General features: G+C 68.3%; 21 protein-coding genes. 9 read left to right on the top strand and 12 right to left on the bottom strand.

From position 1 onward, the window contains the following. Positions 1 to 13 precede the first annotated feature (13 nt). Positions 14 to 193, bottom strand: coding sequence for a hypothetical protein (locus ACZ5PO_RS13005; protein ID WP_464194020.1), 180 nt, complete (start codon positions 191 to 193; stop codon positions 14 to 16). A 332-nt stretch (positions 194 to 525) separates the two neighbouring features. Here ACZ5PO_RS13005 and ACZ5PO_RS13000 point away from each other — a divergent pair, with 332 nt between their 5' ends. The 7 genes from ACZ5PO_RS13000 to ACZ5PO_RS12970 all read left to right on the top strand — a co-directional run bounded on the left by ACZ5PO_RS13000 (position 526) and on the right by ACZ5PO_RS12970 (position 8321). Beyond that, positions 526 to 1869: an ABC transporter substrate-binding protein gene (locus tag ACZ5PO_RS13000; RefSeq protein WP_464194018.1), complete on the top strand. Its 1344-nt coding sequence runs from the start codon at positions 526 to 528 to the stop codon at positions 1867 to 1869. Positions 1870 to 1878: 9 nt separating this feature from the next. Further along, positions 1879 to 2841: an ABC transporter permease gene (locus ACZ5PO_RS12995; RefSeq protein ID WP_464194016.1), complete on the top strand. Its 963-nt coding sequence runs from the start codon at positions 1879 to 1881 to the stop codon at positions 2839 to 2841. Beyond that, on the top strand, positions 2841 to 3689 hold the full coding sequence (locus tag ACZ5PO_RS12990) for an ABC transporter permease (protein WP_464194014.1): 849 nt from the start codon (positions 2841 to 2843) through the stop codon (positions 3687 to 3689). The genes ACZ5PO_RS12995 and ACZ5PO_RS12990 overlap by 1 nt, the downstream gene beginning before the upstream one ends. An 8-nt stretch (positions 3690 to 3697) precedes the next feature. Next, on the top strand, positions 3698 to 4702 hold the full coding sequence (locus tag ACZ5PO_RS12985; protein WP_464194012.1) for an ABC transporter ATP-binding protein: 1005 nt from the start codon (positions 3698 to 3700) through the stop codon (positions 4700 to 4702). 31 nt (positions 4703 to 4733) lie between these two features. Then, positions 4734 to 5567 (top strand): ABC transporter ATP-binding protein, encoded by an 834-nt coding sequence (locus ACZ5PO_RS12980; RefSeq protein WP_464194010.1) that lies wholly within the window; start codon positions 4734 to 4736, stop codon positions 5565 to 5567. After that, positions 5557 to 6978, top strand: a complete 1422-nt coding sequence (locus ACZ5PO_RS12975; RefSeq protein ID WP_464194008.1) for an amidase — start codon at positions 5557 to 5559, stop codon at positions 6976 to 6978. The genes ACZ5PO_RS12980 and ACZ5PO_RS12975 overlap by 11 nt, the downstream gene beginning before the upstream one ends. Positions 6979 to 7049: 71 nt before the next feature. After that, complete coding sequence (locus tag ACZ5PO_RS12970) at positions 7050 to 8321, top strand: P1 family peptidase (protein WP_464194006.1); 1272 nt, start codon at positions 7050 to 7052, stop codon at positions 8319 to 8321. Between the two features lie 33 nt (positions 8322 to 8354). Here the strand turns inward: ACZ5PO_RS12970 and ACZ5PO_RS12965 are convergent, their stop codons facing one another. Continuing rightward, a complete protein-coding gene (locus ACZ5PO_RS12965; RefSeq protein WP_464194004.1) occupies positions 8355 to 8864 on the bottom strand; it encodes a hypothetical protein in 510 nt (169 codons plus the stop codon). Positions 8865 to 8970: 106 nt separating this feature from the next. Continuing rightward, entirely contained in the window at positions 8971 to 10026 is a 1056-nt protein-coding gene (locus tag ACZ5PO_RS12960) for an aldo/keto reductase (RefSeq protein ID WP_464194002.1), read from the bottom strand. Positions 10027 to 10387: 361 nt separating this feature from the next. Here ACZ5PO_RS12960 and ACZ5PO_RS12955 point away from each other — a divergent pair, with 361 nt between their 5' ends. After that, positions 10388 to 10882: an Hsp20/alpha crystallin family protein gene (locus ACZ5PO_RS12955; RefSeq protein WP_464194000.1), complete on the top strand. Its 495-nt coding sequence runs from the start codon at positions 10388 to 10390 to the stop codon at positions 10880 to 10882. Between the two features lie 52 nt (positions 10883 to 10934). On the opposite strand, the gene ACZ5PO_RS12950 is transcribed toward ACZ5PO_RS12955, so the two are convergent. Continuing rightward, positions 10935 to 12263: an adenylate/guanylate cyclase domain-containing protein gene (locus ACZ5PO_RS12950; RefSeq protein WP_464193998.1), complete on the bottom strand. Its 1329-nt coding sequence runs from the start codon at positions 12261 to 12263 to the stop codon at positions 10935 to 10937. Between the two features lie 172 nt (positions 12264 to 12435). Here ACZ5PO_RS12950 and ACZ5PO_RS12945 point away from each other — a divergent pair, with 172 nt between their 5' ends. After that, positions 12436 to 13155, top strand: coding sequence for an SDR family NAD(P)-dependent oxidoreductase (locus tag ACZ5PO_RS12945; protein WP_464193996.1), 720 nt, complete (start codon positions 12436 to 12438; stop codon positions 13153 to 13155). Between the two features lie 47 nt (positions 13156 to 13202). On the opposite strand, the gene ACZ5PO_RS12940 is transcribed toward ACZ5PO_RS12945, so the two are convergent. From ACZ5PO_RS12940 to ACZ5PO_RS12905, 8 genes are all read right to left on the bottom strand, one after another. Further along, complete coding sequence (locus ACZ5PO_RS12940; protein ID WP_464193994.1) at positions 13203 to 13949, bottom strand: maleate cis-trans isomerase family protein; 747 nt, start codon at positions 13947 to 13949, stop codon at positions 13203 to 13205. Continuing rightward, positions 13946 to 14878: an ABC transporter substrate-binding protein gene (locus tag ACZ5PO_RS12935; RefSeq protein WP_464193992.1), complete on the bottom strand. Its 933-nt coding sequence runs from the start codon at positions 14876 to 14878 to the stop codon at positions 13946 to 13948. Before ACZ5PO_RS12935 ends, ACZ5PO_RS12940 begins: the two co-directional genes overlap by 4 nt. A 9-nt stretch (positions 14879 to 14887) precedes the next feature. Next, positions 14888 to 16201: an MFS transporter gene (locus tag ACZ5PO_RS12930; protein ID WP_464193989.1), complete on the bottom strand. Its 1314-nt coding sequence runs from the start codon at positions 16199 to 16201 to the stop codon at positions 14888 to 14890. 123 nt (positions 16202 to 16324) lie between these two features. Continuing rightward, positions 16325 to 17236: a LysR family transcriptional regulator gene (locus tag ACZ5PO_RS12925; RefSeq protein WP_464193987.1), complete on the bottom strand. Its 912-nt coding sequence runs from the start codon at positions 17234 to 17236 to the stop codon at positions 16325 to 16327. A 127-nt stretch (positions 17237 to 17363) separates the two neighbouring features. Next, complete coding sequence (locus ACZ5PO_RS12920) at positions 17364 to 17966, bottom strand: SRPBCC family protein (protein WP_464193985.1); 603 nt, start codon at positions 17964 to 17966, stop codon at positions 17364 to 17366. After that, the gene (locus ACZ5PO_RS12915) at positions 17956 to 18789 is read right to left on the bottom strand and encodes an XdhC family protein (protein WP_464193983.1); all 834 of its coding nucleotides are present in this window, start codon (positions 18787 to 18789) and stop codon (positions 17956 to 17958) included. The genes ACZ5PO_RS12920 and ACZ5PO_RS12915 overlap by 11 nt, the downstream gene beginning before the upstream one ends. A 3-nt stretch (positions 18790 to 18792) precedes the next feature. After that, positions 18793 to 19986, bottom strand: a complete 1194-nt coding sequence (locus ACZ5PO_RS12910) for a vWA domain-containing protein (protein ID WP_464193981.1) — start codon at positions 19984 to 19986, stop codon at positions 18793 to 18795. Further along, positions 19983 to 20861 (bottom strand): AAA family ATPase, encoded by an 879-nt coding sequence (locus ACZ5PO_RS12905; protein WP_464193979.1) that lies wholly within the window; start codon positions 20859 to 20861, stop codon positions 19983 to 19985. The genes ACZ5PO_RS12910 and ACZ5PO_RS12905 overlap by 4 nt, the downstream gene beginning before the upstream one ends. Between the last annotated feature and the right edge of the window lie 126 nt (positions 20862 to 20987).

The following is a 20987-nucleotide window of genomic DNA, read 5'->3' as shown; positions in this document are numbered from 1 at the left end:
TCCTGTCGGGAAATCATTCAGACACACCGGAGAGATCGAACACCAGCGCCGATGCAATCGCCAACCATCGCGCCACGTCGAGCGGCGCGGTTGGTGCCGCGGCCATGCGGCTTGGCGTCGGCGGACCGGCGAGCGTGCGCGCGCCAAGTTTAACACCTACCTCGTCGGTCCTATCGCGCGCGCTGATCGCCATGGCCAGCGGCGGCGTGATCGAGAACGTGCCGTTGGATCAGCCTCCTCACAGCAAGAGTCCTGGAACGCATGACAATGAGTTCTGATTCCGAAGCGAAACGACCGATGTCGCTGACGCGGCGCGACACGGTGAAGGTTATGCTCATCGGCGGTCTCGGCGCTGCCGCGGGCGTTGATCTCCGCTCAGGCGCGGCGCGGGCTCAATCGTCTACGTCGGTGGTTTGGGCGAAACCGCTCGAGACGGCTCTCTACGATCCGCATACGTCGATTCTGGGCAGTTCCTGGGAGCTGCTCCATCTTGTCTACGACGGTCTGACGGCGCTCGACGCGAGTATGAACCCCGTGCCCGCGATCGCCGAGTCCTGGGAGAAGCCGTCGCCGACGACCTATGTCTTCAAGCTCCGGGCCAACGCCAAGTTCTCGAACGGACGGCAAGTGACCGCCGACGATGTCGTGGGAAGCCTCAAGCGCCTGACCGATCCCAAGACCGGTTCATTTTTCGCCCTCGAGATGGGCAAGCTGAAGTCGGTGTCGTCGACGGGCCCCGATACGGTCACGGTCGAGCTCGAAGAGCCCTATGCGCCGTTCCTGTCATCGCTCGCCTCGACGATGGCCTCGATCCTGCCGATGAAGGAGCTCGCCGAAGGCTCCTTCGATCCCATGAAGCAGATGCTCGGCAGCGGTCCTTTCAAGGTTGTCGACCATGTCCAGGACGACCACTGGATGCTCCAGCGTAACGAGCACTATTGGCAGCCCGGCCGCCCGACCATCTCGCAATTGACCGTCAAGATCATGCCCGCCGACCAGGCCCGCATCGCAGGATTGCGGGACGGCTCGATCGATATCGCTTCGTTCGAAGCGAGCCCCGACATCGCGACCTTGCTGAGCGGCGTCAAGGAGATCGAGATCGTCCAGAACCCCAGCACGAACGTCTTCCATCTGGTCCTCAACGCGATCTGGAACGAATCTCCGTTCCGGAACGAGAAGCTTCGCCAGGCGGTCGCCTTGTGTCTCGACCGTCAGAAAATCGTCGAGGTCGCGCTCGGCGGCATCGGCGAGCCCGCAACGGTCATGGCGCCCCTGTTCAAGGCCTGCGATCCGCAAAAGCTCCCGCTCTATGCCCGTGATCTGGACAAGGCCAAGAAACTGATGGCTGAATCAGGCGCGGGCCCCGTCAAGTTCACGATCGCCATCGGGCCGACGCCGGTCTATGCGGTCATCGCGCAGGTGATCAAGGAGAACGTCGCCGAACTCGGCCTCGACGCCGACATCGCCGTCTCCGACGAGGGGTCCTGGATCAAGAAGATCTGGGTGGAGAATCCCAGCACCGTGCAGGCGTCCATCATCTGGTATGCGGGATACTCCGACCCGGCCATGGTGCCGTTGTGGTGGAATCCGAAGCTGGCCGGTTTCACGGCCGGTCATATTCCCGACAATCCGGAGCTCAATCGCGATCTGGACGAAGCCCGCCGGCTCGACGGCGGCGATCCGGGCCGCGCCGCGGCGCTTCAGACGCTCTGCGCCAAGATCGATGAGGTCGCCAACGTGATCCCTCTCGTCAGCCGCATCGATACGGTCGCCTACCGCAAGGGCAAGTTCAAATCGTTCAATACGGCCCACCTCGACGGCTATGCCAACACCCTGTTCGGGATAGAAGACAGCGTGCTCGCATCCTAGGCATTGGCGATGCGCGCTCTCGGAGCTCTGCTTCTCGCGCGATTGTTCAGCGCGTGCGTGACGCTTCTCGGCGTCACGCTCGTCGTCTTTGCGGCCATCCACCTGATTCCCGGAAAATTCGAGGAAGTCATGGTGCCGCGCGGCACGCCGGAGTTCCGCCAGTTGCTGGCGGCGAGGCTTGGCTTGGACCAGCCGCTCTACAGCCAGTATCTGCTGTGGGTCAAAAACCTGCTGTCGGGCGATCTGGGAACGTCTCTCATCACCAGCCAGCCCGTCTGGCGCGAATTTGCAAGCCGAATCCCGGTGACTCTCGAGCTCGCCACGCTCTCGGTCCTGACCGCCGTCGCGATCGGGGCGCCACTCGGCCTGCTCTCGGGCATCGCCGGGAAGGGCCGGCGCGTCGCCAATACAAGCCGTCTGCTGTGCGGCGCCACGGTGTCGGTGCCCGATTTCGTCCTGGGCACATTGTTTCTCTTCATCTTCTCGAAATATGCATTGGGCCTGCCGGTGGGCCGCTTCGTGCCGATGTCGGTCGATACCGGCGCCCACTTTCGGGGCATGGTCCTGCCGGTGCTGACCTTGGCCATGTTCGGCATCGGCACGGTTGCCGCGGTCACGCGCCAGACGGTCCTGGTTCTTTCGGATCAGGACTTCGTCTTCGCCGCCATTGCGCGCGGGCGAAGCCGCGCGCAGGTGGTTCGCCGGCACATTCTGAGAAATGCCGGCGTGCCGGTTCTCACCGTCGTTACGATCTACCTGGGCTACCTGCTCGGGGGCTCCATCCTCATCGAGCAGCTCTTCTCCATCCCGGGCATCGGGCGCTATGTCTTTCAGGCGGTGCAGAGCCGCGACTATCCGGTCGTGCAAGCCGGCGTCGTGATGATTGCTGCAGCGTTCGTGCTGACGAACATGCTGACGGACGTCGCCTACGGCGTGCTCGACCCCCGGCTGCGGACCGCGGACGCGCATTGATGGCGATGCTGCAGCCGCTCCATCGCCTGCGCAAGGCTTTATTCAGCGACTGGATCTCGTCGGCGGCGGTGGCCGTGATCGTCGTTGCGCTGATACTGAGCGTGGTCGGTCCCTTCCTTCCGATCGGCAGGCCGGACCAGATCGGCTTCGGCCCGCGCTTGTCCGGGCTGAGCTGGCGAGCGTGGCTCGGCACCGACCAACTCGGACGCCCCGTGCTGGCGCGCGTTCTGCAAGGTGTGCAGGTGACCTTTCTGCTGTCGACCGGAGCGGTCATCGTCGCGGGCAGCCTCGGTGCCCTGGTCGGTATCGCTGCCCCGTATTTCCATCGCTCGACGGACGAAATCGCCAGCCGGTTTGCCGACGTGATGTTCTCGTTCCCTCCGGTCCTGCTCGGCTTTCTTGTCGTCGCAGTGCTCAAGCCAGGCGTCATGAGCGCCATGGCCGTGATCTTCCTGATCACGTTTCCCACCATGCTCCGGGTCGTCAGAGCCGCAACATTGACGGTCATGAACCGCGATTTCATGACCGTCGCCGAGGTCAGCGGCGTGCCGTTTCATGAGCGCGTATTTCGCCATCTTCTGCCGAATGTTGCCGGCGCGATCGTCGTCCAGGCGGTCTACTCCATATCCTTCGGCATGCTGGTCGAGAGCAGCCTCAGCTTTCTCGGGCTCGGCGTTCAGCCACCGGTCGCCTCGCTCGGGTCTCTGCTGCGCGACGGCGCCACCTATCTGGAGATCGCGCCGTGGCTGTCCGTCGGGCCAGGCCTCGTGCTGGCCCTCACCATCATGTCGATCAACATGATCGGAGACGCGATGCGCAGCTTCGTCGATCCGACCTACCGGTCCTAGGCGTGAAGATGACGGCGCGGTCCGGCCAGCCCCTCGTCGACGTCAGCGATCTCGTCATCGAGTTCGCGACGCGCGAGCTGCCGGTGCGCGCGCTCGACGGCGTCAGCTTCGCGGCCTGGCGGAACGAGAGCATCGGACTCGTGGGAGAGAGCGGCAGCGGCAAGAGCACGCTGGCCATGGCTCTCGGCGGGCTCAATCGCGCCGGGGCAACGCCCAAGCAGGGCAGCGTGAAAGCCTTCGGCCGTGATGTATTCGAGCTCGACGGCGCGGAGCGTCGCCAATTTCTCTCCGCCGACGTCGGCTTCGTCTTTCAGAATCCGATCGGCTCGCTCGACCCGACCCGGCGCATCGGCAGGCAGTTCTTCTCGTCGGAAGGTCGGCCATTGCTTCGGCCCCGCATGGAGCAGCTGTTGCGATCCGTTGGCCTCAACGAGACGGACCGGATACTGGCCAGCTTTCCCCATGAGCTGTCGGGCGGCATGGCCCAGCGGGTCTGCATCGCAATGGCCATTGCGCCCAGCCCCTCCGTGCTGATCGCCGACGAGCCGACCGCGGCCCTCGATGCATCGCTGCGCACGCAGGTTCTCGATCTTCTCACGGAGCTCAGGGCGCAAAGCCGCGCGACCCTGATCCTCGTCAGTCATGACCTGCACGCCGTTCGCAAATACTGCGAACGCATCTGCGTCATGTATGCCGGCCGGATCGTCGAATCCGGACCGACGCAGGATGTCCTGGATGCGCCCCGGCATCCCTATACGGCAGCGCTTCTGCGCTCGATCCCAGGCCCGGAGGGACGGCACGGGCGGATCGACCCCATTCCGGGTTATCCTCCCGCCCTCCATGGACGGGCCGAGGACTGCGCCTTCGCGCCGCGCTGCGCCGTTGCGCTGCCTGTATGTGCCGATCGGCGTCCAGAGCCCCTGTCGTCAAGCGGCCGTTCGACCTGCTGTTGGCTGCATGCGGCGGCCGCGACGAGCCTGGGGCAGCCCGCGCTGTCGGATGCCCATGGCTGACGATCCTGTCATATCCCTCGACGGCGTCCGCGTGCGCTTTGCCGCGGGACCCGCGTGGTCCCGCACGTTCCACGAGGCCGTGCGCGGCGTGACCTTCGCGATCGGGCCCGGCCAGACGCTCGGCCTCGTCGGCGAGTCCGGGTCCGGCAAATCGACGATCGGCAGGGTCTGTCTCGGTCTGCTGAGACAAACGGCGGGGATCGCGCGGTTTGAAGGCGAGGATATTTTCGGGGTCGGCCGCCGCCGCCCGGGCCTGCTCGGCGCCGTCCTTCAGCATCCCGAGTGGTCGCTCGATCCGTTCATGACGATCGCGGCCTCGATCGAGGAGCCGCTCAGGCGGCGCGCCGGCCTGGCCAAGGCGGAGCGGCGGGAGCGGGTCGAGACGATATTGGACCGGGTCGGCCTGCGGCCCAGCATGGGCTCCCGGTATCCGCGCGAGCTCTCCGGCGGCCAGCGTCAGCGCGCCTCGATCGCGCGAGCCCTCGTGACCGACCCGCGCTTCATCCTGTTCGACGAGGCCGTGAGCGCGCTCGATGTGTCGGTCCAGGCGCAGATACTCAATCTGATCAAGGAGCTGCAGGCTGCGACCGGGTTCGCGGCGCTGTTCATTTCGCACGATATTGCGGCCGTCCGCTACGTGGCGAGCGAGATCGCCGTGCTCTATGCAGGCGAAATCGTGGAGCAGGCCGACGCGAAGGATTTCTACGATCCGATGGGGCACCCCTACACGCGCCGTCTCCAATGGGCGAGCGGATTGATCGACGACGCCGTGCAGGAGCCCCAGCCAGCCCGCACGACACAACTTCGCCAAATGTCATCAGAGCACGACAAACCGCCAGCAAGGGAGGTCACGAATGTCCGGTGACAGCGACATCTGCTATCTAACCGCGTCGGAAGCGACCGAACTTTTCAGGAAGAAGGCTCTTTCGCCGGTCGACCTCATGAAGGCGATCATCGCCCGGTCGGAAGCGGTCAATCCGAAGGTCAACGCCTTCACCGCGACGTTCTACGACCGCGCACTCGATCAAGCCCGCCAAGCCGAAGCTGCGTTTGCGCGGGGCGACGACTCGGTCCGGCCACTCGAAGGCCTTCCGGTCGCGATCAAGGACTTCCATCCGGTCGCAGGCGAAATCACGACCTTCGGCTCGAAGGTGTTCGACGATAACCGTCCCGCCGCGTCGGCGCCGACCGTCCAGCGGTTGTTCGATGCCGGCGCCATCATGCACTGCCGCACCACGACGCCGGAATTTGCCATCGGCATCATCACGCACAGCAGCCGCTGGGGCGTGACCCGCAATCCCTGGAACCTCGACTACTCGCCCTGCGGCTCGTCCGGCGGTGCGGGTGCCGCGCTGGCGACCGGTATGACGGTCCTGGCGGACGGCACCGATTCAGGCGGCTCGATCCGGGCACCCGCCTCGGCCTGCGGAATCGTCGGCTACCTTCCGCCCTATGGCCGCAGCCCGGTCGATCGCAGCTTCATCTACGAAGGCCTGCTGCGCTACGGGCCGATGGCGCGCAGCGTCGCAGACGCAGCGTTGATGCAGAACGTCATGTCGGGGTTCCATCCCGAAGATCCTGCGACGCTGCGCGAGACCTTGAAGATCCCGTCGAGCCATGCGCCGGCAAAGGGATTGCGGATCGCGCTCAGCATCGATCTCGGCTTCTACGAAATCGACACGGAGGTCGCGGCCGCGGTCCGACAGGCCGCTCGTGTCTTTTCCGACCTGGGCTGCCACGTCGAAGAGGTCGCGCTTCCCTGGACCAGCGCCGTGGCCGACGCCATGAACCGCTACATCGAGTACCTGATCCATGCCGCTTATGCCGGACTATTGCCGGAACACGAGGACGTGCTGAGCGAGCACATCAAGTTCCTGATCGGACGGGGCGCGGAGCTGAAGGGGTCCGATGTGGCCAGCTTCTTCTCGACGCGGGCCGCGATGTACGAGGGGATCGCGCCGGTCCTCGACCAATTCGACATCCTGATCTGTCCGACGCTCGCCGTGCCCGGCGTGGCGGCCGAGCACAGCAGCATGGACCCGAACTTCACGATCAACGGCAAGCCACACGGCCCCTATCTGGAATGGGGGCTCACCTATCCTTTCAACATGCTGTGCTATTTGCCGGTGATGTCGATTCCCTGCGGTGTGGCGAGCAACAACCTTCCCATCGGAATGCAGATCGTCGGGCGCACGTACGATGACTTGAGTGTTTTTCGCGCGGCCGCTGCTTTTGAAGCGGCGCAGCCCTGGCGGGATCGCCGGCCACCGCTTTAGGGTGCGCCAAGCACTGGAGGGCTCACGTGAATCTGCTCCCGCCGACGCCCGTCACGGCCGTTCCCAATCGGTTGCTCGAGTTCGAGTTTCCCTCCTTGCGCATCGGCTGTGCCGAATACGCGGAAGGGCCGACAGGCACGACCGTCTTTCACTTTCCGGATCGCGCCGTCGGTGCGGTCGACGTGCGCGGCGGGGCGCCGGGAACCTACAACGTCGACATGCTGAGGCTGGGGTATGACGATCGCCACCTCGATGCGGTCGTCTTCTCCGGCGGGTCCTGGTATGGCCTCGCCGCCGCCTCCGGCGTCGCGGCGGCGCTGAAGGACATCGGCCATCGGTCCGGCGATTGGCGCAATCTGGCCAATGTCGCGGGCGCGATCGTCTACGATCTCGGCGCACGGCGGCCGACCGAGATTCATCCCGACGCCACCCTGGGCAAAGCCGCGCTGCTGGCGGCTCAGACGGGCAGGTTTCCTCTGGGCCCGTGCGGCGCCGGGCGTTGCACGATGCAGGGAGCCTATTTCGGCCTCAACCTCCATTCGGGACAGGGCGGCGCCTTTCGCCAGATCGGCGCCACCAGCATTGCGGCCTTCGTGGTCGCCAATCCCGTGGGCGTGATCACACGGCGCGACGGATCGTTGTTGGCCAACGGCGAGCCCCTTCCGCCCGGGATCGCGCATGTCGGAGATCTTCTCGGCCGGCTGCCGCTCGAGCGGGATGCGGACGGCATGCTGTCGGGCAAGAATTGGGGCGGCCGCGGCCCCAATCCCGCCAACACGACCATCTCGTTAGTGGTCACCAATCGCAGGCTCACCTTCGCGCAGGTACAGCGTCTCGCGGTTCAGGTCCACGCCTCCATGGGACGCGCGATCCAGCCCTATTCGACGCAATGGGACGGCGACGTGTTGTTCGCGGCGTCGACCTCCGAAGTCGATGATCCCGCTTTGCACGTGACCGATCTCGGGACGATCGCGGGCGAGGTGATGTGGGATGCGTTGGAAAGCGTGTTCACCCAACGTCCGGTCGCCGCGCTCGAAGCGGGCGAGATCGGAAGCGTTGGAGGCTTCGATGGCCTTTACGCGTTCGCGCCGGGGGTGGCTCTGGACGTCCAGACGTCAGGCGCAACGATTCGCATGAAAGTGCTGGGAGATCGCGGCCTGTTCGGAGTACCGGCAGGCGCCCTCGTCGCCGCCGAAACAGCCGCCGACGGCTCGTTTCAACTCTTTTCGTCCGAGACGGGCATGCTGTCGGGCGGCAGGTTCTTCCGCACTGCTGCCGGCGAGGCTTCTCTCGTGCTCAATCCGGGCCAATGGCAGCAGATCGCAAGGAAGGCCGACGCTTGACCACAGCGGCGCGGCGAGACACGCCGGATGTGACTACCCCTCCGCAGCCGGTGCCCTGCCGCAATAGATGCGGGCGAAACCGGGGCCGAAATCGGACTCGTTGTCCCAGACGATCTCCTTCTCCGCATGGCGGCTCCGCCAGCGCGCGATGAGCGCGTCGCTGGACGACGTCACCACGCCGAAGACGCGGCCCGGCGAAGCACCCTGGCCCCTGTCCTCGTGGCCGAAGACGCCGACGACCCTCAGGCCTCCGACCATCAGCGGGCGCTTCAGCTTGAAATAGCTGAGGCGGTTCACCACCCACACCGGCTTGGCGCCGATCAGGTTGGCGCGCTGAAGGTCGAGCAGCGCGGCAGCCGGCGATGGCGGAGCGGCACATGCCACCTGCTGGGAGATCAGCTCTTCCACGCTCGGTGCCGCCGCGGCGTCGTGCGAACCGGCCGTCGCCAGTGCCATGGCGACGGCGAAGACGACACGGCTGGTGGCGCCCAGCGCCGCGCGAGCCCGGCGGTGGCCGTCGTGATTGCAAGGCTTGGGCGTCATGAAGGTCCGTAGTCGATGGCAATCGGGCGCCACGTCATAGCTCATGGAGCAGACTTTGGAACCCGCAACGGCCACGGACACGTTGCGTCGTGGGCGGGACAGCCCGTCACGCGCCGAGATGCGGCCCGATCAGGCTGAGGTCCGCCGGGCCGAGACGCGCCGCCGCCGTATTGCGCTGGTGCCAGTACGGATAGAGAAGCCGCTGCTGACTCACCGCATCGAGCCGCCCGCGCTCCTCGGGCGTGAGGACCAACTCGGCGGCCGCGAGGTTCTGCCGGAGCTGCTCCTCGGTGCGCGCGCCGATGATCACCGAGGTCACCCCCGGCCGGCCGAGCAGCCAGGCGAGGGCGACGGCCGCCGCCGTCGTCCCCCGCGCCTCGGCGATGGCCACCAGCACCTCGACGGTGTCGTAGAGCTTCTCCTCGTCGGCCACCGGCGGCTCGTGCCAGTCGCGCAGGTGGCGGCCGCCCTCGGCCGGCGTCTGGCCGCGGCGGTACTTGCCGGAGAGCAGGCCGCCGGCGAGCGGACTCCAGACCAGTACGCCGAGCCCTTGGTCGAGGGTGATGGGGATGAGCTCGTATTCGGCGTCGCGGGATTCGAGGGAGTAGTAGATCTGCTGGCAGACGAGCGGAACGAAGCGGTTGATGCGCGCCGTCTCCATGGCCTTCATGAGGTGCCAGCCGGAGAAGTTGGAGGCGCCGATGTAGCGGACCTTGCCGGCCTGCACGAGCGTATGCAGGGCTTCGAGCGTCTCCTCCAGCGGCGTCGAGCCGTCCCATTGGTGCATCTGGTAGAGGTCGATGTGGTCGAGCTTCAGCCGGCGCAGGCTCGCCTCGCACTGGGCGATGATGTGGTGACGCGACAGGCCCTGATCGTTCGGCCCCTCACCCATCGGGAAGCGCACCTTGGTCGCGACGACGAGATCGCCACGGCGGCCTTGCAGCGCTTCGCCCAGGATCTCCTCCGAGCGTCCGAGGGAATAGATGTTGGCCGTATCGACCAGGTTCACGCCGGCGTCGATGCAGATGTCGAGCAGCCGTCTGGCCTCGGCCACGTCGGTCGAGCCCCACTTCGCCAGTTGTCCGACGCCGCCGAAGGTCGCGGTGCCGAACGAGAGGCTGGAAACCTTGAGGCCGGAGCGTCCGAGAAGTCGGTAATCCATGCATGCTCTCCAGGGTGTGGCCGTCGCAGCCAGGTGAGACGGGCTCGCCGCGCTAGGGTCTGCGCGGCGGCTCGGAGCCGGAGATAGTCGCTGCCGGCACGCGATCCCAGCCTGAGGAGGCAGGTATGTCGGGTGCGAATGGCCGAGGCATAGCCCGCAAGATTTGACCCGCGACCTCTTGAACCGGTCAGGCCTGATCTAAATCAACGATAGCCGGTCGCCTCGCGGGGCAACATCCGGCGGCGTCGCGGCGGGCTTCCCGCCAGGGGGGCTCGAGGCGCCTCTCGCGGCCACGCCGCTCGAACGGTCGAGGGTGTGGCGACGAGGATCACTCCCGATTTCTCTCCCGAGGAGGAGGAACATGAGTGTCCGTGATCTGATTCCGTGGAATCGCAACAATCCGTCCCTGTTTCGCGACGATGATCGCAATCCGTTCTTCTCGCTCCACCGCGAGATGAACCGGCTGTTCGATGACGCCTTCCGCGGCTTCGACAACCGTCTTCCGGCCGCCTTCACGTCATCCCTCGGCGCCGGCTGGCCGAGCGTCGAGATCGCCGAGACCGATAAGGAGGTGAAGGTGACCGCCGAGGTCCCCGGCCTCGAGGAGAAGGACATCGAGGTCCTGCTCGACAACGGCGTGCTCACCCTCAAGGGCGAGAAGCGTTCCGAGACGGAGAACAAAGAAAAGCAGTTCTCCGAGCGCTATTACGGCCGCTTCGAGCGTCGCATTCAGGTCGGCCCCGACGTCGAGGAGGACAAGGTCGACGCCCGCTTCAAGAATGGGGTGCTGACCGTAACGCTGCCGAAGTCGGCGAAGGCGCAATCGCAGGTCAAGCGCATCGCCATCCAGCACTGAGTGCCGGAACGTGCCCGGTCGGGCGCCGACGCCCGACCGGGCCGGCGGCGCCTTACGACGGGAGGGCGCGAGCTCGATCGTCGCTCGCGCGCTCCGGCGCGAACAGCGGCAGGCTGGCATGCCTGCCCCGCAGCGGCTCGTCGCTGACCAGGCGCCAGCTGCCGCCGAGCCCCGCCGCCCGCACCGTCGGTTCCGAGGCGAGCAGCGGCAAGCCGAGCAGCTTCGTCGCCTGCTCGATCCTGGCCGCAACGTTGACCGCATCGCCCAGGACCGTGAACTCCAGACGGTCCTCGGTGCCGACCAGGCCGCAGAACGCCTCGTCGCTGTGCAGCCCGATGCCGACGCGCACCGGCGGGCTGAAGCGGCGCTTGGTGTTCCAGCGCTCCACCAGCCGCAGGATGTCCTCGGCGCAGCGGATCGCCCGCGCCGCGTCGTCCGGCGCGGGCGCCGGCACGCCGAAGACGAGCAGCGCACCATCGCCGATGAACTTGTCGATCACGCCGCCATGGGCTGCGGCAGCGCGCATGAGGCGGCGCCGGAAGGCGGTGACGAACAGCGACAGCCGTTCCGGCTCCATATCCTCGGCCAGGGCCGTGGAGCCGCGGATATCGACGAACATGATGGTCATGAGTTGGCGCCGCCCGCGCCGCCACGCCGCCTGCTCGTCGCCGCCGAGCAGCGGCGCCATCTCCGCAGGCAGGAAGCGCGCGAGATGCGCGCGTTGCGTCGCTTCGCGGATGGCGCGCAGCAGCAGGGCGCGCGAGCGCACGGCCACGAACGCAACGGTCGCCCCCGTCATCAGGAACAGAGCGAGGCGAACCGCGGTGGGCGGCAGGCCGAACAGGGCGACGGCCTGGTCGATGTCCGGGACATCCGCGGCGTCGGCCAGGGACGACTGAAAGCCGAATACCGCGGCCAGGGCCGTCAGCCCGAGCACGATCAGCGCCAAGCTCCACAGCACGACCTCAGCCCGGCCGCGCAGCGCGCCGACCGTCAACACCAGCGGCGCCGCCCACACGGCCGGCGAAGCAGCGACCCAGTTGCCGTCGAGCCCGCCGAGCCGCAGCGACGTCCAGGCGCCGAAGACGATGATGGCGGCATCCCCGACCGCGAAGGCGAGGGCCATCCAGCGCGCATACCGACCTGGCCGCGCCACGAGGAAGGAGGCCACGCCGAGCGCCGTGAAGCCGGCGAGCACCAGCGCCCCGTAGACGACCCGATCGCGCCATTCCTGGCCGGCCGACGCCGTCAGCGCGGCCCCGACGAACAGCGCCGCCCCGAGCGCCACGGCCAGGACGAGGCGGACCAGGCCGGTCGTCCGCTCGGCCTCGATTTCCGCGTCCGTCAGCAGGGCCTGAAGCGGGGAACCTGGATCACGCATGTCTGCACTTGGGTCGATCGGGTGGGAAAGCGTCGAATCGGCCGATGATGCGCCGGCCTCGCCGGAGGCTCAACGAGACGCATGGCGCCGCCGCGCCGCGTCGACGCCCGATTCGCTCGGCCAAATGGTGCCACCCGGCCGGACGAGACGGCTGCGACAGGGGAGGCCCGTGGTGAGGATCGCCTACGATTTCTCAGGCCGGACAGCCATCGTGACCGGCGGCGCCCGCGGCATCGGCCGCGCCATCGCCGAGCAACTGGCCGTCAGCGGCGCCGAGGTCTGGATCTGGGATATCGATCCCGTCGAGCTCGCCGGCGCACGGTCCGTCGCCGTCGACGTCACCCGGCGCGACGACATCGGGCAGGCGCTCGCCCTCATGGCGAGCCCGCGCATCGACATCCTGGTGAACGACGCCGGATATCTGGGGAGCTACGCGCCCTTCGAGCAGTTCGAGCCGGCGGAGTGGCACCGCATCTTTCAGGTGAACCTGATCGGCATGATCGAGGTGACCCATCAGGTGCTGCCGCTGATGCGGCGGGCCGGCAGCGGGCGCATCGTGAATCTGGGGTCGCTCGCCGGCAAGGAGGGGCTGCCCAACCTCGCCGCCTATTCCGCCGCCAGCGCCGGCGTCATCGCCTTCACCAAGGCGCTATCGCGCGAGGTGTGCGACACCGACATCCGCGTCAACTGCATCGCGCCCGGCCCGATCGACACGCGCATGATCAGGGACCTGGGCAACGAGGTCGTCGACGCCATGATCGAGGCGAGCCCCCTCCGGCGCCTGGGTGACCCGCGGGAGGTCGCGGAGCTGGTGACGTGGCTGTGCTCGGACGCCAGCGCCTTCAACACCGGGGCCGTGTTCGACATGTCGGGCGGCCGCGCCCGGTACTGAGCGGCGTCCTCCGGGCCATCACGTCGGCTGCCGGAGCGCTGGCAGCGTCACCGCACCTCGAACAGGCGACCAAAGCCCGGGCGGCGCTCGGTGATCCCGGTGGGGCGCAGCAGGTGCCAGACCATGGCCTGGTTGCTGGTGAGCACCGGCCGGCCGGTCAGCGCCTCGAGGTCGTGGATGATGCCGGCCGAACGTAGTGCCGTGCAGCTGACGAAGATCGCATCGGCGACATCGCCAGCCGATCGGACCGCCCAGGCGAGCAACTCGGCCGGCGCCAGGCGCGCCATCTCCGCGTTGGTCTCGAGCCCCATGTGGGCGTCGGTGACCACGTCCGTGCCGAGCGCGGCGAGGAAGGCGATCTCGCGCCGGTGAACGGCCTCGTTGTAGGGGGTCAGGAGGGCGACACGCCGCGCGCCGAGCGCATGCAGGGCTGCGGCAATGGCGTCGGAGGTGGCGAATGCCGGGACGCCGCAGGCCCGCTCGATCCGCGCCCGGATGTCCCGGCCGAGATGCGGCGCGAAGGTGGACACCGCCGTGCAATGGAACACGACCGCGCTCACGTCCGCGTCGGCCAGCAGGCGCGTGGCATCCTCGAGCCGGTCGAGCATGGCCAGCAGCTCGGCGGCGGAGCTGCCCCGGAGTGGCAGCCGGGTGACGAGCGCCGACGCGCCGGGCGGCAGCATCGCCTTGACTTCGGGTTCCGCGACGACGTTTCCCGACGGAACGATGAGGCCCGCGCGCAGCCGATCACCGTAGTCGATGGACGGCGCGCCGCTGCGGACGGCCTGGTTCACGAGGCGCTCCTCGTCGCCTGCACGCCCGCCGGATCCTGCGCAGCGGCGCGCAGATAGCTGCGGTTGATGTAGTCGTCGGCCGTGGACTTGCTGCGGTTCGGCACGGCGCGGATGAGGGCGCTGATGTCGATCAGCGCCTGCACCGCGGCGGTCGAGGCGTCGCCGTCGCGGGGGAAGATGGCCTCGCGGGTGTATTCATCCCAGGCGCGGAGCAGGTAGCGCGTCTCGACGCCGGTCTCCTTGGCAGCGATGGCGGTGGCACCGTCGCGGTTATCGAAGAACCAGCGGTGGGCGCGGACGAAGGCGCGCATGAAGCGCAGCAGCAGCGCTTCGTTCGCCGCCGCCCACCGCGCATCGACGTTGAGCGAGGTGAACTGGAAATCCGGAACCTCCTCGCGCGGATTGCAGATGGAGGGAAAGCCCGCGTCCCTGGCGATATAGTCGAGCGGCGCGCCCTGCAGACCGGCGTCGATCTCTCCCGACTTGAGCATCTCCCAGCGTGTCAGGATCGGCCCGACCGCGCGGATGTCGTAGTCGTTCGGGTAGCTCAGACCGCGCGCCTCCAGGAGCTTCATGACCAGCGACGAGCTGCCGGCATCCACCGACGACACGCCGACGACCTTGCCGCGCAGATCCTCGGCCGAACGGATCGACTTGCCGGCGATGAACGAGAACGGCAGCTTGTTGACGTTGCCGCCGATGATCTCCAGCCGGCCACCCGCCTCGCTGTCGAGGATGACGTGCTCGGTGATGCCGTAGGCGAGCTCGACGCGGCCGTCACGCAGCCGGTTGGTCACCTCGTCGACGCTCTCGTGCAGCTCGATCTCGACGTTGAGCCCCTCGGCGCCGAAGTGGCCGGCGTGCTTGGCGATCCAGACCGGCAGGTTGAAGTAGTTGCGCGAGACGGCGGCGAATCGAATGCTCTGCATGGGCTGTCCTCAGGGCGACGCGGCTTCGAGCAGGCCCGCCTCAGCGGCGCCGGGCTCGGGAGCGGTGTGGATGGGCCGGCGCGCGCCGGCGGTGATGATGACCGCGCCCGCGAGCAGCAGGACGCCGGCGATCAGGAAGGCGCCGGAGAAGCCGCTGGTGGCGCCGACGACGTAGCCGGTGACGATAGGGGCGGCGAGGCCGAAGATGTTGCCGCCCATGATGAGCAGGCTCACCGCCACGCCGTTGTGCCGGCCGTCCGTGAGCAGGTCGGTGGTGAGCGCGATGTTCATGGCCATGGCCGTGGCGACGCAGGCGAGCGAAATGCTGAACAGCCCGAGGATCAGCCAGATCGAATCGACGAACGGCGCCGCGAGGATGACCGACGAGACCAGCAGCATGAGCGCGATCAGCTTGCGCCGGTCCGCCGGCTCGGCACCGGCGCGTTTCAGCAGCCGGTCGCTCAGCCAGCCCAGCACGATGCCGAGCAGGGCGGCCACGCCGTAGGGCACGGCGGTGAACAGGCCGCTCTTCAGCACGTCCATGCCTCGCGTGGTCACCAGGTAGTTCGGCAGCCAGGTCATGAACAGGTAGAGCGTGTAGCCGGCGCAGCCCTGTGTCAGCGCCAGCGCCCACATGGACGGGCTGCGCAGCAGCCCGAGCAGCGCCGGCCACTGCGCCACCGGCCCCGCCTGCGACGACTGGCTGTCGCCGCGGCCTTTGAGAATGAAGGCGCGCTCCTCCTCCGAGATCCAGGAGGCCTCCTCCGGGCGCCGGTACCAGATGAACCAGGCGCCGGCGAGCAGCAGGCCCAACACTCCGGTGACGTAGAAGGATTCGCGCCAGCCGAAGCTGACGATGAGCCAGCCGACCAGGATGGCGCCTACACAGAGCCCGGCGTGCGCGCCGCTGTTGAGGAATGCGGTGGCGACGCCACGTTCGTGCTGCGGCGCCCATTCCCGGGCGATCTTGCCACCGGCCGGATAGCTTGCGGCCTCGCCGATGCCGAGCACCAGCCGCGACGCGAACATCGAGCCGAACGACGTCGCCAAGCCGGTCCACACGCCGGCGACCGACCAGAGCCCGAGGCTGCCGTAGGTGATGGCGCGCCCGCCGAAGCGGTCCGCCGCGAGCCCCATGGGGATGAGCAGAACGAGGTATGTCCAGAGGAAAGCCGAGAAGACGTAGCCCATCTGGACCGGAGACAAATGGTAATATTCCGATAAATGCTTCGCCGCTACCGACAGGTTCATTCTGTCGAGGTAATTGACGAACATGATCAGGAACAGGCCGGTATAGACCACATACCTCCTTGAATTTTGCACGGCGTTTCTCCCTGGCAGGCTTGTCCGCCGATAGGTAAGCCAAGGGAACTATTTGTACAGCTCACATTTGTCATATTTATCATGAACACGGTTCATGTGATCGTGGCGGCGAGGCCCGCGCGCTCACGCGTCGCCGTCGCTGCCGAGCTGCTCGACGATGGCGCGCCGCAGCCAGGCGTGGCCGGGCTCGCGGTCGTAGCGCGGATGCCAGACCAGATCGACGGCGAAGGTGACGTCGTCGAGCGGACAGGGCGCCGTCGCGCAGAAGCGCCGGTTGCTGCTGTCGAGCGCCCAGCGGGCGGGAATGGTCGCGATCAGGTCGCAGTGCTCGACGAGATAGCGCGCGTCGCGCCAGCTCGGCACCTGGAAGCGGATGTCGCGCGCCAGGCCGTGCCGCGCCAGCGCGTCGTCGATCATGTTGGTGCCCACCGTTGCCACCACTTTTACGTGCGGCAGCGAGGCGTAATGCTGCAAGCTCATCGGCTGCGCCGCCGCCGCCCCGCCTTTGCGGAACAGCACGACGAACTTCTCGGCGAGCAGCGGCTGGCGTCGATAGGGATCGTCGGCGCGCGGCAGCGCCGGCAGGCGGACGTGGATCTCGTCGCCCACCAGTTCCTCTTCGCGCGGGCTGCCGGTGAACTGCTGCACCCGCAGCCGCACGCCGGGCGCCGCCTCGCGCAGGTACGGGCAGAGGCGCTGGAGCACGTAGCTCGACACATATTCCGTGATGCGCAGCACGAAGTCGCGGCTCTCGGTGCGCGCGTCGAAGTCGTGGTGCTCGCCGACGCTCCGCTCGATCTGATCCAGGGCAGCGAGGATGGCCGGGGCTGCCGCCAGCGCCCGCGCCGTCGGCTCGAGGCGGTTGTTGGCGCGGATGAAGAGGTCGTCCGCGAAGGTCTCCCGCAGCCGGCGCAGGGCGTGGCTGACAGCCGATTGCGTGAGCCCCACCCGCAGCGCCGCATTGGAGACGCTGCGCTCGGTCATCAGGGCCGCGAACACCACCATGAGGTTGAGGTCGATATTGCGAAGCCGCATCGCGGACCCCCATCGCGATGAACCAGGTTCATATCGAGCGCGATCGATATGAGCTGCTTTGGCAGACGCGGCGGGCGGGCGCAATCGCGGGGGGCGTGCTCTCGCACCAATCGGCGGCGGCGGACGCTCAGGTCGCCCGTCTTCGCCCCGGCCACAGGCCGGCGACGAACGACTTGAGCACGGCCCAGATGAAGGCGAAGCCGTCCAGGCTTCGGGGCGCCGGTGACGGCACGTCGGTAGCCGCGGCCGGTGCCGCCTGCGCGGCGGGTGCCGGCTCGGCGGTGATGGCCTTCAGCAGGTTGGCGAAGAACTCCTTGATGAGCTGCTCGGAGACGCTGTTCATCAGCCGGGCGCCCATGGCGGCCGCCTTGCCGCTGATGGTGACGGTCGATTGGCCGGCGAGGCGCGAGGTCTCGGCCCCGGTGGCGGCGACCGTCGCCGTGAGCTCCATATCGGCGACCGAGGTGCCGCCCTTGTCGGACCCCTTGCCGGTGAGCTTGAGCGTGCGCGTCGCTGGATCGCGCGCCAGCACGGCGACCATGCCCTGGAAGCTCATATGCACGGGGCCGAGGCGCACCGAGACGGTGCCGCGGTAATGGTCGGCGTCGACCTGCTCGGTGATGGCGGCGCCGGGCAGGCAGGCCGCCACATCCTCGACCCGCTCCAGGAAGGCCCAGGCGCGGTCGGCCGCGACCGGCAGGTCCAGGCTGCGGTTGACGTCAAGCTTCATCGGGCTGCTCCGGCTGCTGGGAGGCACGCCGCCGCGCCACGATCTCGGCGACGATCGACAGTGCGATCTCTTCGGGGGTGATGGCGCCGAGATCGAGCCCCGCCGGCGCCTTCAGCCGCTCGACGCGCTCGGGCGGCAGGCCGAGCTCGAGGAGCCGCGCCTTCAGCGTCTCGGCCTTGCGGCGGCTGCCGACGAAGGCGACGTAGTCGGCCTCGACGGCCAACGCTGCCTGGAGCGCCGCCTCGTCGCCCCTGCCCTGCGTCGAGACCACGATGTAGCGCCGGCCCGCGCGGTTGACCGTGAGCGCGTAACCTTCGATGCGGCGCTCCACATCGGCGAAGGCGGCCTGCTCGGCGGCCGGCGCGCACGCGGTCACGGCGAAGCCGAAGCGCCCGGCCAGATCCGCCACCGCCACGGCCACCGGGCTCGAGCCGCAGACGATGATCTCCGGCGGCGGCAGCATGGGCTCCACGAAGATGTCCATGGTGCCCTGGCTCGGGCAGGAGTTCTTGGCGAAGCGCACGCCCTCGCGCTCCTCGCCCGGGCCGACGCCGAGGCCGGCGAGGAGGTCGCCCGGCTGGACGGAGATCAGGCGAGACTTGCCGTCGGCCAGGGCGTCCATGGCCGCCCGCAGCACGGCGGCGCGGGCGCAGCCGCCGCCGATCCAGCCCTCGCTGATGGTGCCGTTGGGCAGGATCACCGCCTTGGCACCGGCCTTGGCGGCCGTGGCCGCCACCGTGCGGACCACCGTCGCCAGCACGAAGGGGGCGCCGCGCTCCTTCATGGCGGAGGCCAGGGTGAGGATGTCGTGCGCATAGCTCATGCTTCAGATCCTCGCGAGATAGGGCTCCAGCGCGGCCAGGCTCTCCAGGTTGTGGGCGGGCGCGAAGAGATCGATGTAGGGCAGCGCCGCCTTCATGCCGCGCGCCTCCGGTACGTAGTCGCGCCAGCCCAGCAGCGGGTTGAGCCAGACGATGCGGCGGCAGCGGCGGCGCAGCTGGCGCATCTGGGCGGCAAGCGCCTCGGGCGGGCCGGTGTCGTAGCCGTCGGAAACGACGAGCACGGCGGTGCGCGAATGGAGCATGCGCTTGGCATGCCACCGGTTGAAGTCGGCCAGACTGTCGCCGATGCGGGTGCCGCCGCCGATGCCCTGCGCCAGCAGCGACAGCCGGTCCACCGCGCGGGCGACGTTGCGGTCCTTCAGCGACGGCGACACGTGCACCAGGCGCGTGTGGAACAGGAACACGTCGGCCTCGCGGAAGCTGCTCACGATGCCGTGCAGGAAGCGGACGAAGAAGGTGGTGTAGAGGCTCATGGAGCCCGAGGCGTCGAGCAGCGCCACGATGCGCAGCGGCTTGCGCTTGCGCTTGCGCCAGATCAGCTCGACCGGCGTGCCGCCGCGCGGGACGCTGCGGCGGATGGTGCGCCGGAGGTCGAGGCGCTGCCCCTTGGCCCGCGCCCGGGCGCGGCGTACGAGCCGGGCATGCATGCGCCGGGCGAGCCGCGTGGTCAGCGCGTGGACGCGGGCGACCTCGGCGGGATCGGCGATGTGGCGGATGTCGGTCGCCGCGAGCAGCTCCGCGCGGGAGGCGCCTTCGCGGCGGCTGCCGCCCTGCGCGCTCGCCCCCTCGACGCCCTCGCGACGTTCGACATGATCGGCCAATCCGCCGGCGGCCTGCGCATCGGCCCGGGGCGCGAGCGTCCGCTGCGGCGCCGTGCGGGTGGGCGCGCCGGCCGAGGCCCGCTGCACGCTGCGCACCCCGCGCCCGGTCCAATAGGCGGCAAAGAGGTCGTCGAACCGCTCCCAGTCCGACCGGTTGGCACAGAACAGCGCCCGCAGGCCCGGCTGCAGCCAGCTGCGCCGCCGCGCCGCCGGCGACGCCAGGATGGCCAGCGCATCGCGGCTTTCGGCGAACCCCACGGCAAAGCCGTTGTCACGCAGCGTGCGCACGAAGCCGGCCAGCCGCCGGCGCAGGGCGCCGCCGACGTCGTCGGGGCTGCTGGCCAAGGCGGCCGTCATCCCGTCACCTTGGCCAGCAGTCGATCACTCACCGCCCGCGTGAGGCTCGCCCGGTCCTCCTGGGTCTTCAGCACGCAGACCAGGGTGTCGTAGACCGCCTCGGGCTCCTGCCCGAGGTCGGCCACGCCGAGGCCCGCCAAGGCGGCAGCCCAGTCCAGCGTCTCGGCGACGCCCGGCACCTTGCGCAGGTCCTCGCGGCGGATGGCGGCGATCAGGCGTGCCACCTGGAGTGCCAGCGCCGCGTCGATGTCGGGGATCCGCGCCAGCACGATGCGGGCCTCGCGGTCCACGTCGGGGAAGTCGAGGTAGTGGTAGAGGCAGCGCCGGCGCAGCGCGTCGGAGAGCTCGCGCGTGCCGTTGGAGGTGAGCACCACGCGCGGGATCGAGATGGCCGTGACGGTGCCGAGCTCGGGGATGGAGACCTGGAAGTCCGAGAGCAGCTCCAGCAGGAACGCCTCGAACTCCTCGTCGGCGCGGTCCACCTCGTCGATCAGCAGCACCGGCGGCCGCAGCCGGCGGATGGCCGCGAGCAGCGGCCGCTCCAGCAGGTATTTTTCAGAGAAGATGCGGTCCTCGACCGTCTCCGCGTCCTCGCCTTCGTGCGCCTTGATGGCCAGGAGCTGGCGCTGGTAGTTCCACTCGTAGAGGGCGCTGTTCTGGTCCAGGCCCTCGTAGCACTGCAGCCGGATCAGCTCGGCCCCGTGCAGGGCGGCGAGGGCCTTGCCCACCTCGGTCTTGCCGACCCCCGCCTCACCCTCCAGCAGCAGCGGCCGCTTCAGCAGGTCCATCAGCCACAGCGCGGTCGCAAGGTCGCGGTCCGCCACGTAGCCGACGTCGGCAAGCTTTCGCGCGATGGCATCGCGATCATGGAGCATGGCGGGGCTCAAGGCATCGCACCCGAGAACGCATCGGTGCGTCACAGGAGAGATCGCCGGCGGTTCGGTTGCGCACCTCGCCCCGCTTGCGGCAGTCGGATGCACCCATCGCGAGGAGGCAGGTTC

This window comes from Chelatococcus sp. KU-N122, assembly GCF_055391085.1.
This window is presented reverse-complemented; position numbering and strand designations above follow the sequence as displayed.